At 67.7% G+C, this 12,762-nt stretch carries 13 protein-coding genes; 10 read left to right on the top strand and 3 right to left on the bottom strand.

What is annotated here, in order from left to right:
• The first annotated feature begins 25 nt into the window (after nucleotides 1–25).
• The 3 genes from A5692_RS14290 to A5692_RS14300 are packed head-to-tail and all read left to right on the top strand — an operon-like array spanning nucleotide 26 to nucleotide 2,663.
• Entirely contained in the window at nucleotides 26–850 is an 825-nt protein-coding gene (locus A5692_RS14290) for a coniferyl-alcohol dehydrogenase (RefSeq protein ID WP_068056983.1), read from the top strand.
• On the top strand, nucleotides 847–1,839 hold the full coding sequence (locus A5692_RS14295; protein ID WP_068056985.1) for a cyclase family protein: 993 nt from the start codon (nucleotides 847–849) through the stop codon (nucleotides 1,837–1,839). Before A5692_RS14290 ends, A5692_RS14295 begins: the two co-directional genes overlap by 4 nt.
• Nucleotides 1,839–2,663 (top strand): alpha/beta fold hydrolase, encoded by an 825-nt coding sequence (locus A5692_RS14300; RefSeq protein WP_068056986.1) that lies wholly within the window; start codon nucleotides 1,839–1,841, stop codon nucleotides 2,661–2,663. Before A5692_RS14295 ends, A5692_RS14300 begins: the two co-directional genes overlap by 1 nt.
• On the opposite strand, the gene A5692_RS14305 is transcribed toward A5692_RS14300, so the two are convergent.
• A complete protein-coding gene (locus A5692_RS14305) occupies nucleotides 2,660–4,300 on the bottom strand; it encodes a multicopper oxidase family protein (RefSeq protein ID WP_068056988.1) in 1,641 nt (546 codons plus the stop codon). The genes A5692_RS14300 and A5692_RS14305 overlap by 4 nt on opposite strands.
• A 157-nt stretch (nucleotides 4,301–4,457) precedes the next feature.
• Nucleotides 4,458–5,225: an SDR family oxidoreductase gene (locus A5692_RS14310; protein WP_068056991.1), complete on the bottom strand. Its 768-nt coding sequence runs from the start codon at nucleotides 5,223–5,225 to the stop codon at nucleotides 4,458–4,460.
• Between the two features lie 159 nt (nucleotides 5,226–5,384).
• On the opposite strand from A5692_RS14310, the gene A5692_RS14315 reads away from it, so the two are divergent.
• Nucleotides 5,385–6,191 carry an SDR family NAD(P)-dependent oxidoreductase gene (locus A5692_RS14315; protein WP_068056993.1) on the top strand — a complete coding sequence of 269 codons (807 nt, stop codon included), beginning with the start codon at nucleotides 5,385–5,387 and terminating at the stop codon, nucleotides 6,189–6,191.
• 9 nt (nucleotides 6,192–6,200) lie between these two features.
• Here the strand turns inward: A5692_RS14315 and A5692_RS14320 are convergent, their stop codons facing one another.
• Entirely contained in the window at nucleotides 6,201–6,845 is a 645-nt protein-coding gene (locus A5692_RS14320) for a PAS domain-containing protein (RefSeq protein WP_068056997.1), read from the bottom strand.
• Between the two features lie 205 nt (nucleotides 6,846–7,050).
• Here A5692_RS14320 and A5692_RS14325 point away from each other — a divergent pair, with 205 nt between their 5' ends.
• The 6 genes from A5692_RS14325 to A5692_RS14350 all read left to right on the top strand — a co-directional run bounded on the left by A5692_RS14325 (nucleotide 7,051) and on the right by A5692_RS14350 (nucleotide 12,760).
• Complete coding sequence (locus A5692_RS14325; protein ID WP_068057000.1) at nucleotides 7,051–7,716, top strand: TetR/AcrR family transcriptional regulator; 666 nt, start codon at nucleotides 7,051–7,053, stop codon at nucleotides 7,714–7,716.
• 11 nt (nucleotides 7,717–7,727) lie between these two features.
• The gene (locus tag A5692_RS14330; RefSeq protein ID WP_068057084.1) at nucleotides 7,728–7,922 is read left to right on the top strand and encodes a ferredoxin; all 195 of its coding nucleotides are present in this window, start codon (nucleotides 7,728–7,730) and stop codon (nucleotides 7,920–7,922) included.
• 1 nt (nucleotide 7,923) lies between these two features.
• A complete protein-coding gene (locus tag A5692_RS14335) occupies nucleotides 7,924–9,171 on the top strand; it encodes a cytochrome P450 (protein WP_068057007.1) in 1,248 nt (415 codons plus the stop codon).
• Nucleotides 9,172–9,329: 158 nt separating this feature from the next.
• On the top strand, nucleotides 9,330–10,391 hold the full coding sequence (locus tag A5692_RS14340; protein ID WP_197514464.1) for an amidohydrolase family protein: 1,062 nt from the start codon (nucleotides 9,330–9,332) through the stop codon (nucleotides 10,389–10,391).
• A 10-nt stretch (nucleotides 10,392–10,401) separates the two neighbouring features.
• A complete protein-coding gene (locus A5692_RS14345; RefSeq protein ID WP_068057012.1) occupies nucleotides 10,402–11,652 on the top strand; it encodes a Xaa-Pro peptidase family protein in 1,251 nt (416 codons plus the stop codon).
• Complete coding sequence (locus A5692_RS14350) at nucleotides 11,642–12,760, top strand: Xaa-Pro peptidase family protein (RefSeq protein ID WP_068057014.1); 1,119 nt, start codon at nucleotides 11,642–11,644, stop codon at nucleotides 12,758–12,760. Before A5692_RS14345 ends, A5692_RS14350 begins: the two co-directional genes overlap by 11 nt.
• Nucleotides 12,761–12,762: the final 2 nt, after the last annotated feature.

The following is a 12,762-nucleotide window of genomic DNA, read 5'->3' on the forward strand; positions in this document are numbered from 1 at the left end:
AAGGTCGCTGAATGAGGAGCCGGGCTTGGGATCGATCGACGAGCTCTGGCGTTACGACGGCCGCCGCGCGGTGGTGACCGGATGCGCCTCGGGCATCGGCGCGCACGTGGTGCGCCAGCTCACCGAACTCGGTGCGGACGTCATCGGGCTGGACAAGCGCCGGCCCGACTTCCGGCTCAACGGCTTTCGTGAGGCGGACCTGGCCGACCCGGGTTCGATCGAGGACGCCGTGGCATCGATCGACGGGCCGGCCGACGCCCTCTTCAACGTCGCCGGTGTCTCGTCCGGGATCGGTGATCCGGCGCTGGTCGCCACAGTCAACTTCCTGGGCCTGCGTCATTTGACCGAGGCGCTGGTCCCGAACATGGCTGCGGGATCCTCGATCGTGAGCGTCTCCTCCCTCGCGGCGGCCGCCTACCGCGAACATGCGGCGGAGGTGGCACCGCTGCTGAACACCGCGACGATGCAGGAGGGCATCGATTGGTGTCACGCCAATCGCGAAGGCCTGGGCAATGGCTACCAACTGTCCAAGGAAGCGATCATCTATTACACCATGCGAAGTGCTACGCCGTTGGGCGCCAGGGGAATCCGCATCAACTGTACGGGACCCGGGGTTACCGAGACTCCGATCCTCGACCAGCTGCGCACGGCGTACGGGCAGGGCTTCCTCGACGACATCCCCAAACCTTTGGGTCGGGTTTCCGACCCCGCGGAACAGGCCGCGGTATTGCTCTTCCTGAATAGTGGTGCGGCCAGCTACATCACGGGGCAGATCATCTGGGTGGACGGCGGAAACGTGGGCGCGGCGATCGCTCGTGAGCTCTTGAATGGACGGGAAGGAGCCCCGTGACCGACTTGACTGATTTCCGCCGGGTCGCGCGTGAGGTCTCGAATTGGGGACGGTGGGGGGACGACGACGAGCTCGGCACTCTGAACTTCATCACCGCGGAGAAGGTCGCCCAGGCGGCGAGTTTGGTCAGGCACGGCAAGGTGTTCCCGCTCGGCGTCGACTTCGGCGCCTCGGGGCCGCAGGGCGCCTTCGAGTTCCGGCACAACCCGGTCCACATCATGACCGTCGACGGGGGGGACGTGAACACGCTGGCCAAGTACGGGCCCAGCTGGCCGCGTAACCCGTTGGCCCAGCAGCTGAGTGGTTACATGACGGCCGACAACCCGTTTCGGTTCAACGACGACATCATCATCATGCCGCTGCAGGCGGCCAGCCAGTGGGATGCGCTGTCCCACGTCTACTACGACGATCAGCTCTACAACGGCTTCGCCGCGGATTCGGTGACCAGCATGGGCGCCTACCACTGCGGCATCGACAAGGTCGACGTCAAGGGCATCACGTCCCGCGGCGTGCTGCTGGACATGGTTCGCCATCGGGGGGCGGAGGTCTTCCTGGAAGCCGGGAACCCGATCTCGCCGGAAGAACTCGACGACGTGCTTCGCGCCCAGGGTGTGACGATCGGCCGAGGTGACATCCTGCTCATCCGGACCGGCTGGTGGACAAGATTTCTGATGACCGGGAACAAAACGGAAGGCTATTCCGGGCTGGACTGGCGATGCGCCCAGTGGCTGCACGATCACGAGATCGCGGCCGTCGCCGCCGACAACCTTCAGGTCGAAGACCTGGTGTCCGGAATCGACGGCATCACCTTCCCCCTGCATCTGCTCTGCCTGCGTGATATGGGGATGATCTTCGGCGAATACTGGGATCTCACCGCGTTGGCCGAGGACTGCGCCGCCGACGGCGTCTACGAGTTCCAGCTCGTCGCCCCGCCCCTGCGGGTGGTCGGCGCCGTGGGCTCTCCGGTCAACCCGATCGCGATCAAGTGATGGACTTCCAGCGCAGGACCATCCTGGTGGACGGCCTGACGACCGGCTATTTGGAAGCGGGCGACGGCGACCCGGTGGTGCTGCTGCACGGCGGGGAGTTCGGCGCCAGCGCCGAATTGGGCTGGGAACACAACATCGCCGCGCTCGCGTCGCGGTACCGGGTGCTGGCGCCGGACCAGCTGGGCTTCGGCCAGTCGGCGAAGGTCATCGACTTCGTCGACGGGCGCGGGATGCGGATTCGGCACGTGGCGCGGTTCTGCGAGCTGCTCGGCATCGACTCGGCGCACTTCGTGGGCAACTCGATGGGCGCGATCAACCTGCTCACCGATGCCACCTCGGACGCGCCGCGGCTGCCCGTCCGCAGCCTGGTGACCATCTGCGGAGGTGGGGAGATTCAGCAGAATCGGCACTTCGAGGCGCTACAACAGTACGACGCAACGCTTCCCGGCATGCGGCGCATCGTCGAGGCGCTGTTCGCCGACCCGGGCTACCCCGCCGACGACCGCTACGTGCGGCGCCGCTACGAGTCCAGCACCGCGCCCGGCGCGTGGGAAGCGGTCGCCGCGGCGAGGTTTCGCCGCCCGGGCGCCACGCCGTCCGCCACGCCCTCGAGTACCCGCTCGTACGAACGCATCACGGTGCCGACGCTGGTCGTGGAGGGGAGAGACGACAAGCTGCTCCCGGCCGGCTGGGCCGCTCAGATCGCCAAGGCGATCGACGGCGCCCGCTCGGTCGTGGTCGACCAGGCCGGCCACTGCCCGCAGATCGAACAGCCGACCACGGTGAACCGGCTGCTCTTGGACTTTCTCGCCGCGAGCGCCTAGAACACGTAGTCCAGCCGGGTCTGCATGCCGGCTTCTTGGTGATAGGTGTTGTGGCAGTGCAACTGCCACAGGCCGGGATTGTCGGCCACCAGCACGGCGAGCAACTTCTGCTTGGGCAGCACCATGAGGGTGTCCTTGCGCGCACCGGGACTACCGTCGGCCTTGATCAGTTGAAACGTGTGGCCGTGCAGGTGCATCGGGTGATACATCATCGTGGTGTTGTCGAACGTGATCGTGGGCCGATCACCCTGACGGACGTGCAGCGGCTCGGTGTCGCTGTAGGGCTTTCCGTTGATCGTCCACTTGTATTGGGTCATGTTGCCGCCCAGGACGACCGGGAGGTTGAGGCCGGGCTGCGGCCGGCCCAGGTTGACGGGTGTTGTCGCGGTGAACATGTCGACGGTGCCCACCCGTCGGTCGAGTTCGGCCGGACGGAGCCCCGGGTCGGGTGCGCTGCCCGCCCCGGTGGACAGCAGCGTTCGCGCCAACGCGTTCTTCCCTTCGGCGAGCGCGACCAGCGGGAAAACGCCGTCGGCTGCGGTCACGATGACGTCGTAGCGCTCGGCCATGCCGATGAGCAGGGCGTCGACCTGGACCGGCACCACGGGATAACCATCGGTATGGGTGACCGTCATCGAATGGCCGGCCAGCGCGACGCGGAACGTGGTGTCCGAGCCGGCGTTGATGAAACGGATCCGGATGCGCTGTCCCGGCTTGGCGTTGAAGGTCATGGGGGCGGCGGGGATTCGGCCGTTGATCAAGTAGTAGGGGTAGGCGATGTCCCCGGCGTCGCCGCCGAGCAGATCGCTCTTGCCGACGCCTCCCCCCGGCGCCCCGGCTGCCGGGCTGCTCGAGGTGGTGGTGCTGATCGACGATGTCGAGGTCTCACCGGTCGACGACGTTGTCGTCGGCGTCTCACTGGCCGTAGTGGTGGTAGTGGTGGTCGCACTCGTCGTGGTCTCGGGGGCGCTTGGTGGGGCGGGTTTGTTCGGGCTGGTCAGTTCGGTGTACAGCTGCTGCGGCGACTTCCCGACCCCGTCGGTCCAATCATCAAGAACCACAATCCATTCGGCGTCGTAATTGCCTTCGGTCGGGTCGTCGACGATGACCGGCAGGTACAGGCCCGTGTCGGCGTCCAGACCGGTGTGCGGGTGGGCCCAGTAGGTGCCGGCATTCGGGACGGAGAAGCGGTAGGTGAAGTCCTGCCCGGCGGCGATGTTCGGGGTGGCGGGCGCGGCGCCGTCCATGTCGTTGCGCAGCGCGATGCCGTGCCAATGCACCGAGGTCGGGCGGTCGAGCCGGTTCGACACCGTCACCTCCAGCTCGTCGCCGATCCTGGCCCGGATCGGCTTGCCCGGAATGGTGTTGCCGTAGGCCAGCGTGCGCACGACCGGTCCACCCAGGTCGATCTGGACCTGCTGGGCGGTCAGGCCGGCGGTGACGGTGCGGCCACTGTGCGGTCGGGCGGCCTCGGCCGCGGCGATGGCGGCGGCCAGCTGAGCGTTGGCGGATGGCGGCGGCTTCGACTGACTGCACGCTGCCAGCGCGAAGCCGCCGGCGATTCCGGCGGCCATGAATCCGCGCCTGGTGAGCCGAGCGCCGGGGACAGTGGTCTCGCCCGTGGGAAGCACAGACATCACCGCTCCTCGTCGTCGTCGATCCTTGGCGTCCTATACGCTGCTCGGCCGCGGGGCTGCGCGCAACTACCTACGCGGTTCATGTCGAGACTGCCGCCAGGGTCGTGCAGTCGATGGCGGCCACAGCCCTCATGGCAATCTCGGATTGTCGGGTTGCCTACTGGGCGCCGTTGGGCGCGTGGGAAGCCATCCAGGCGCCGAACGTGGTGGGGTAGACGACGACGTCTTCGCCATCAACGGGGACGATGCTGCGGTCGTCGAGCACCGCACCGTAATAGCGGGCGTCATTGTCGGTGACCACCCGGCGCTCATCGCCGGTCGCGGCGAACCGGGTCCGGATGAAATCGTCCATACCGCGCTTCTCGGGGCCGGCGATGTTGATCAGCCCGTTGATGGGGTCGCCGGTCGTCGCACGGGTCACGGCCGTGGCGACGTCCGCGGCGGCGATCGGCTGGAACGCCCCGTGCGGGGCGCGGACGGTGCCACCGTCGGTCATCGAATCGGCGATGCCGTCAACGAATTCGAAGAACTGGGTCGCCCGCACGATCGAATACGTGGCTCCCGAGCCCACGATTTCTTCTTCCTGGGCGACTTTGGCTCGCATGTAACCACTTTCAGCCGTCCGGTCCGCCCCCACGATCGAGAGCGCGACGTGGTGCTGCACGCCGGCCGCCCGCTCCGCCTCGAGCAGGTTGCGGGTAGAGGTGGTGAAGAAGTTCAAAACGTCCTCGTCGGCCCAGGACGGCGAGTTGGAGACATCGACAACCGTGTGGACGCCGGCCAACGCGTCGGCGACGCCCTCGCCCGTGACGGCGTTGACCCCCGACCTCGGCGAGGCCGGGACGGCCTCGTGCCCCAGCTCGGTGAGCTGGGCGACGACCTGCGATCCGATGAGTCCGCTGCCCCCGACGACCAAAACCTTCATGACCACGCCTCCCGAATCTCCCGACGAACTGGCCCACCCAGCATGGCCCTTGCACGGGCCCTGCGGAACCCTCCGTGTTTCCGCGAGGCGACGCCGAGTCACGGCAGCCCTTAAATCAACTGCTTGACTTAATGCTCGCGGCCCCGATTAACTCGTCGGGTGGTCAACGAATTGGACGGCAAGGTCGCCATCGTCACCGGCGGGGCGTCCGGCATCGGCCGCGGCATCGTGGAACGGTTCGCCGCCGAGGGGGCGCGGGTCGTCATCGCCGACGTCGAGACGGCCATGGGCGAGGAACTGGCCACCACGCTGGGCGCCGCCGCGCTGTTCCGGCGGACCGACGTCTCCGATCCCGGACAGGTCGCGGCGTTGGTCGCCGCCGCCGTCGAGCAGTTCGGTGGCCTGCACGTCATGGTGAACAACGCCGGAATCTCGAGCCCGCTGCGCCGGCTGCTCGACGACGACCTCGCCGACTTCCACCGCGTGATGGGCGTCAACGTGCTGGGAGTGATGGCCGGTACCCGCGACGCCGCCCGGCACATGGCCGACCGCGGCGGCGGGTCGATCATCAACCTGACATCGATCGGCGGGATCCAGGCCGGCGGCGGGGTGATGATCTACCGTGCCTCGAAAGCGGCGGTCATCCAGTTCACCAAGTCCGCGGCAATTGAGCTGGCGCACCACGAGATTCGCGTCAACGCGATAGCACCAGGCAGCATCCCGACGCCGATCCTGGCGTCGTCGGCGGTCGACGTGGACCCGGCGGAGCTGGCGCGGTTCGAGGCGCGGATCCGCCAGGGGATGCGTGACGACCGGCCACTGAAGCGGGAGGGCACGCCCGACGACGTCGCCGAGGCGGCGCTGTACTTCGCCACCGATCGGTCCCGCTATGTCACCGGTGCGGTGCTGCCGGTCGACGGGGGGACCTCCGCCGGCAAGGTGATCCGCTCGCGCAACAGCGGGTGAGGGTTCGCGTCAGGGCCCTTCGGCGGGATGCCCGGCGTGGGTTTCCAGCCGTAGCTTGGCCAGGGCCTGCGCGCGCGTGAGGTCTTCGGTGCCGGCGCTTTCCGCGATCACGCTGTGGGAATGCGTCAACACGCTCAGCACCGCCTCGGTGGGAAGGTCGGGGAACTGGCGCGCCAGCAATTCGGCCGCGCTCCTCAACTCGAACAGTTTGGGATACGCGCGGTCCGCGGGGGTGGGCGGCACCACGCGGGTGACATCCTGGGCGTGTTGCAGCACGGCGACCGTCTTCTTGCCTTCTTTGATCGGCGAATTCATCGGTGTCCACACTTTGTAGACGAATTCGCCCGGATTCCGCGGGTCGGGAAGGTCGTAGCGCTGCACGCCCAGCCAGTGCCGGACCCCGCGGCGGAGGACGAACTCCAGCGACGCCGAGACGTTGGCCACGCCGTCGGCTTCCGGGTCGGCCGGGTTCTCCGGGAAGGCGTCGAACAGCGGACGGCCGAGCAAGCTTTCCCGCGGGTGCCCCGACACCCGTTCGCAGGCCACGTTCACCGCACGGATCCGCCAGTCGGCATCGGTCACCAGGTACGGCGCCCACTTCGACTGGAACCACGCGGAGTCCTCGATGGCCGAGACCCGGTTGGCTGACAACATGACTACCCCCACCGGTCCTTCACTGTCCTGGCACCACCACGCTCCCGACACGCAAGAAACCATCGTGACCCCGCGGGGCCGACCCCGGCGAGGGACCTTTGTCACCCGCCGTCCGCCAAGTGGCATCCAAGCGGTCACCCAGCCGCAAATCCCAGAATTAAATCAATCGCTTGACTTAATCGATGGGCCACGGTTGACTGACCGGGTGACCACCATCGGCCGGACCGTTCGCACCGAACGGGCCAGCTCCACCCAGGAAGCGATCTTGGTCGCGGCCGAGCGGCTGTACGCCGAGCACGGCATGTTCGCGGTGTCGAACCGGCAGGTGAGCGAGGCCGCCGGCCAAGGCAATAACGCCGCGGTCGGCTACCACTTCGGCACGAAGGCCGACCTGGTGCGGGCGATCGAACACAAGCACCGCGGGCCGGTAGAGCAGCTACGCGAGCAGATGGTGGCCGAGCTGCTCGAGTCGGGCGGTTCCACCGAGCTGAGGGATTGGGTCGCCTGTCTGGTGCGTCCCCTCACCGACCACCTGGAGGAGCTCGGCAACCCCACCTGGTATGCGCGATTCGCGGCGCAGGCGATGACCGATCCCGCCTACTACAACATCATCGTCAAGGGCGCCCTGAGCTCGCCCTCCCTGGTTCAGGTGGTCGAGGGCATCAACGGCTGCCTGCCGGAGCTGCCGGCCGAGGTGCACTTCGAACGAAACATCATGGCCCGCAACCTGTTGATGCACACCTGCGCCGACCGGGAACGCGCGCTCGCCGCGGGCGCCTCGCCACCGGGGCGGTCCTGGCGGGCCGCCGCATCGGGCCTCATCGATGCCATCGTGGGGCTGTGGCTGGCACCCGTGACGTCGTACGAGTGAAAGGTCTGCAGATGAAAGTGACTGTCGACCAAGACGTCTGCGCCTCGTCGGGAAATTGCGTGATGAACGCCCCTGAGGTGTTCGACCAGCGCGACGACGACGGCGTCGTCGTTCTGCTCAACCCCAATCCGTCGGCCGAGCAGGCCGAGGGCGCGCGGCGCGCCGCCGCGGCCTGCCCCGCGCTGGCCATTCACATCGAGGAATGACATGCCCGAGACGATGACGAACACTTCCGCGACCGACGCGGCCGCGGAGATCCCGGAGTATCCGATGCCGAGGCAGGCGGGCTGCCCCTTCGCCCCGCCGCCCGGTGTCACGGCGCTGGCCGAGGCGCGACCGCTGTCGCGGGTGCGGATCTGGGACGGCAGCACGCCGTGGCTGGTCACCGGCTATGAGCAAGTGCGGGAACTGTTCTCGGATTCACGCGTCAGCGTCGACGACCGCCTGCCCGGGTTCCCGCACTGGAACGCGGGCATGCTGTCCACCGTGCACAAGCGCCCGCGGTCGGTCTTCACCGCCGACGGCGAAGAGCACACCCGGTTCCGCCGCATGTTGTCGAAACCGTTCACGTTCAAGCGGGTCGAGGGTCTGCGACCGACCATCCAGCAGATCACCGACGACCACATCGACGCGATGCTGGCCGGACCCCAGCCCGCCGACGTGGTCACCGCGTTGGCGCTGCCGGTCCCGTCGCTGGTGATCAGCCAACTGCTCGGCGTTCCTTACGAGGACGCGGACATGTTCCAGCGCCACGCCAACGCCGGGCTGGCGCGCTATGCGACGGGCGACGACACCGTCAAAGGCGCCATGAGCCTCAACAAGTACCTCGCGGAGCTGGTCGAGGCGAAAATGGCGAACCCGGCCCAGGACGCGGTCTCCGACCTCGCCGAGCGGGTCAAGGCCGGCGAGCTCAGCGTGAAGGAAGCGGCCCAGCTGGGCACCGGACTGCTGATCGCCGGGCACGAGACCACCTCGAACATGATCGGCCTCGGGGTGCTTGCCCTGCTGATGAACCCCGACCAGTTGGCCGTCATCCGCGACGCCGAGGATCCCAAGGTCATCGCCAGCGCGGTCGAGGAACTGTTGCGCTACCTGAGCATCATTCAGAATGGGCAGCGCCGCGTCGCGCTCGAAGACATCCACATCGCCGGGGAGACCATCCGCGCCGGCGAGGGCATCATCATCGATCTGGCCCCGGCCAACTGGGACCCGCACGCCTTCCCCGAACCCGAACGGCTGTACCTGCACCGCTCCGGGGCCGACCGCAACGTCGCCTTCGGCTACGGCCGGCATCAATGCGTGGGGCAGCAGCTCGCCCGCGCCGAGCTGCAAATCGTCTACCGCACCCTGTTCCGCAGGGTGCCCACGCTGGAATTGGCCGTCCCCATCGAGGATGTTCCCTTCAAGGATGACCGACTCGCCTACGGCGTCTACGAGCTCCCGGTGACCTGGTAGCCCCAGGCCGCAACTGTCCCAATGCCGATCCGAATGGAGGGTCAACGATGACGACTCACACCAGCACCGCGACGCTTTACCCGCCTGGCGGCTTCGGCGCCCCGAAGGATCGGCGCGGCCACGCCGCGGGCGCGGACGTCGGCCTCCCGCCAGGGACCGTGGTGTTCTCCGCGGACAACCACATCTCGCTGGCCGACGACATTTTCTACCAACGCTTTCCGGACGACCTCAAGGACAAGGCGCCGCGGATCTGGTACGAGGACGGCGCCTACCAGGTCGGCCGCAAGGGCCAGTCGTTCCTGCCGGGTGACTTCAGCGCGGTGCTGATGCAGTACGACGACCTGCCCGGTGCGGCGAGCACCAACATCGAGGCCCGCATTCAAGAACTGCACGACGACGGCGTCGAGAAGGAATTGGCCTTCCCCAACGCGATATTGGCGCTGTTCCACTACCCGGACAAGAACCTGCGCGAGCTGGCCTTCCGCATCTACAACGAATACATCGCGGAGCTCCAGGAGCGCTCGGGCGGCCACTTCTACGGTGCCGGGCTGATCAACTGGTGGGACCCCCAAGGGGCCAGGCGCACGCTCGACGAGCTGAAGTCGTTGGGGCTCAAGACGTTCCTATTACCGTTGAATCCCGGCAAGGGCGACGACGGCAACCCGATCGACTACTCCAGCACGTCCATGAGGCCGGTTTGGGACGAGATCGAGGCCGCCGGCCTGCCGATCACGCACCACATCGGGGAGACGCCGCCAAAGAGTCCGACCGAATTCAACAGCGTCGTCGTCGGAATGATGATCAACATCGACGGGTTCCGGGAAACCTTCTCCAAGTATATCTTCGGAGGGATCCTCGACGACCACCCGGCTCTGCGGATCGGCTGGTTCGAGGGCGGCATCTCCTGGGTTCCGTGGGCGCTGCAGGACGCCGAGCACCTGGTGGCGTCCTACCAGCACATGTTCAACCGGCCGTTGCAGCACGACGTGCGGCACTACTGGGACAACCACATGAGCGCGTCGTTCATGGTCGATCCGCTCGGGCTGGAGCTGATCGACAGGATCGGGGTGGACAAGGTCATGTGGTCCAGCGATTACCCGCACAACGAAAGCACTTACGGCTACTCCGAGAAGTCACTGGCCGCCGTTGTCGACGCCGTCGGTCCCGCGGACGCCGCGAAGATCGTCAGCGGCAACGTCACGAAGTTCCTGGGCCTGTAGGGGCGGCCCGATGACGACGTTCGCGCAAGCGGGCGCGGGCACCAGCAGCCTGGTGATCCCGGAGACGCCCGACCTGAGCCGCATGCGCCGGGAGACCGGGACGCGGCTGCGCTCGGCGATGGCCGAACGCGGTGTCGACGCCATGATCCTGCTGGGCAACAGCGCGGTGGTCTACGCCACCGGCACCAGCTGGCCGCTGGGTGATGCGGGCCTGTCCTACGTGGAGCGGCCGGTGGCCGTGGTGCTCGCCGCGGACGAGTGGCCGCACCTGTTTTTGCCTTTCCGCGAGGGCGCCTCGCAAGAGTCGGGTCTGCCCGCCGATCACGTGCACGGCCCGGTGTATCTCGAGTTCGACGAGGGCGTAGACGATTTCGCTCGCGTGCTGGCCGACCTGATTCCCGCCAAGGCGGTGATCGCGGTCGACGAATGCACCGGCGCGATGACGCGGGCCGCAAAGTCGTTGTTCCCCAGCGGTGCGCCCGTCGATGCCGCGGCCATCGTCAGCGCCGCCAAGTCGGTCAAGACACCGGACGAACTGTCGTGCATGCGCACCGCCATCCGGATCACCGACGAGGCGATGGTCGAGGTCCACAAGCGGCTGGCCCCGGGAATCCGCCAAACCGACCTGTCGGCAAGCTTTTTGCGGCGGGCCTTCGAATTGGGTGCCACGGCCAGCATGCTCGAGCCGATCTGGCAGGTGATGCCGCCCAGCAAGGCCGAGGGCGTGTGGACCACGCACGGCGACCTGGCGTTGCCCCTGCTGAGCACCGAGCGCGAACTGGCCGAGGGCGACGTGCTGTGGACCGACGTCAGCATCACCTACCACGGCTATTGCTCGGACTTCGGACGCACCTGGATCGTCGGCCGGGACCCGTCGTCACGCCAGCAGGCGCAGTTCGACCGGTGGTTCGAAATCATGTCCGCCGTCCTGAGCGTCGCCAAGGCCGGTGTCACGGCGGCCGATCTGGGGCGGGCTGCCACCACCGCCAACGGCGGCAGCAAGCCGTGGCTGCCGCACTTCTACCTGGGCCATGGCATCGGCGTAAACGCGGCCGAAATGCCGATGATCGGAACGGATCTCGGTCAGGAATTCGACGAGAACTTCGTCCTGCAAGCGGGCATGGTGCTGGTGTTGGAACCCGTGGTGTGGGAGGACGGCACCGGCGGATACCGCAGCGAAGAGGTCCTGGTGATCACCGAGGAAGGCTGGATCCGATTGACCGACTACCCCTATGACCCCTATGGCTCCCATGTCAGTTGAAGTTTGCCCCGACGACCGCGCGCTGCGCTCGGGCCGCCGTCAGCGCGTGCTGGAACAGATGGCGGCGCACGACCTCGACGTCCTGGTCCTCGGCCGCCAAGCCAACGTCCGTTACGTCACCGGTGCACCGCAGTTGTGGGTCGCGGGCACCCGGCCATTCGGTCCGACATGCGTGCTGGTGCGCGCGAGCGGCGCCATCCATCTGCTCAGCACGTGGGACGAAGGCGTCCCCGAGGACATCCCACACGAGAACCTGTACGGCATCTCGTGGAATCCGATGAACACCATGTCGGCGCTGCGCCGCATCGATGGCGCCGCCACCGCCCGACGCGTCGGGACCGACGCGATGTCACCGGTGTTCGCGCAGCTGCTGCCGACGGCGTTTCCGCAGGCGGAGCTCGTCGACGGCGAGCTGGCGATGCGCGCCGCCCGGCGCGTCAAGACGGCCGAAGAAGCGGTGTCGTTGCGGGAGGCGATCGCGGTGGCCGAAAAGGGTTTGGCCGCCGCGGTGTCCGAACTACGACCGGGCGTGAGCGAGCAGGCGCTGGCCGGGGCGCTGCTGGAGGCTGTCGCTGCCGGCGGGGTGAGCACCCCGTCGAACCAGGATGTGGCGTGGGTGACCTCACCCGATCACCCGTGGCGGCGGGCCGCCGGCGAAGGCCGCGTCAAAGACGGTGACCTGGTGGCATTCTCCGCCGGTGTGCTCGCCGGTGGTTACATCGGTGAGGTCGGGCGAACCTGGCCGGTGGGCGAGGCGCGGGGTGCGGTTGGGGTGTATCGACGATGGGAACGCCTGTGGGGCAGGCTGCTGGCGGCATGCCGACCCGGGGCGGGGGCAGGCGAATTGCTGGACGCCTACCGGGCCGCGGGCGAGCCGGCGCCGCCGATGCCGGTGGCCCGCGGCCTGGGCATGGGGTTCGACCCGCCGGTGATCTCCCGGCACCTGCCCGCGACCGCGGCCGCCGAACGGTTGGAGCAGGGCATGGTGCTGGCGGTCACGGGCTACGTCTGGGAGTCGGGCGTCGGCGCCGTTTTCGGTCGGGAGGCCGTGTTGATCTCCGCCGACGGGCCCGAGGTGCTGACCTCCAGCCCGTCCTGGCGCGAATAGCC

Origin of the sequence: Mycobacterium sp. E342 (assembly GCF_001667665.1) — a bacterium.
Lineage (GTDB): Bacteria > Actinomycetota > Actinomycetes > Mycobacteriales > Mycobacteriaceae > Mycobacterium.

What these genes read in the sequence shown, in the direction of transcription:
- A5692_RS14300 (WP_068056986.1), top strand. Translation starts at nt 1,839, where the DNA reads ATGGACTTCCAGCGCAGGACCATCCTGGTGGACGGCCTGACGACCGGC.
- A5692_RS14305 (WP_068056988.1), bottom strand. Translation starts at nt 4,300, where the DNA reads ATGTCTGTGCTTCCCACGGGCGAGACCACTGTCCCCGGCGCTCGGCTC.
- A5692_RS14310 (WP_068056991.1), bottom strand. Translation starts at nt 5,225, where the DNA reads ATGAAGGTTTTGGTCGTCGGGGGCAGCGGACTCATCGGATCGCAGGTC.
- A5692_RS14320 (WP_068056997.1), bottom strand. Translation starts at nt 6,845, where the DNA reads ATGTTGTCAGCCAACCGGGTCTCGGCCATCGAGGACTCCGCGTGGTTC.
- A5692_RS14330 (WP_068057084.1), top strand. Translation starts at nt 7,728, where the DNA reads ATGAAAGTGACTGTCGACCAAGACGTCTGCGCCTCGTCGGGAAATTGC.
- A5692_RS14335 (WP_068057007.1), top strand. Translation starts at nt 7,924, where the DNA reads ATGCCCGAGACGATGACGAACACTTCCGCGACCGACGCGGCCGCGGAG.
- A5692_RS14345 (WP_068057012.1), top strand. Translation starts at nt 10,402, where the DNA reads ATGACGACGTTCGCGCAAGCGGGCGCGGGCACCAGCAGCCTGGTGATC.
- A5692_RS14350 (WP_068057014.1), top strand. Translation starts at nt 11,642, where the DNA reads ATGTCAGTTGAAGTTTGCCCCGACGACCGCGCGCTGCGCTCGGGCCGC.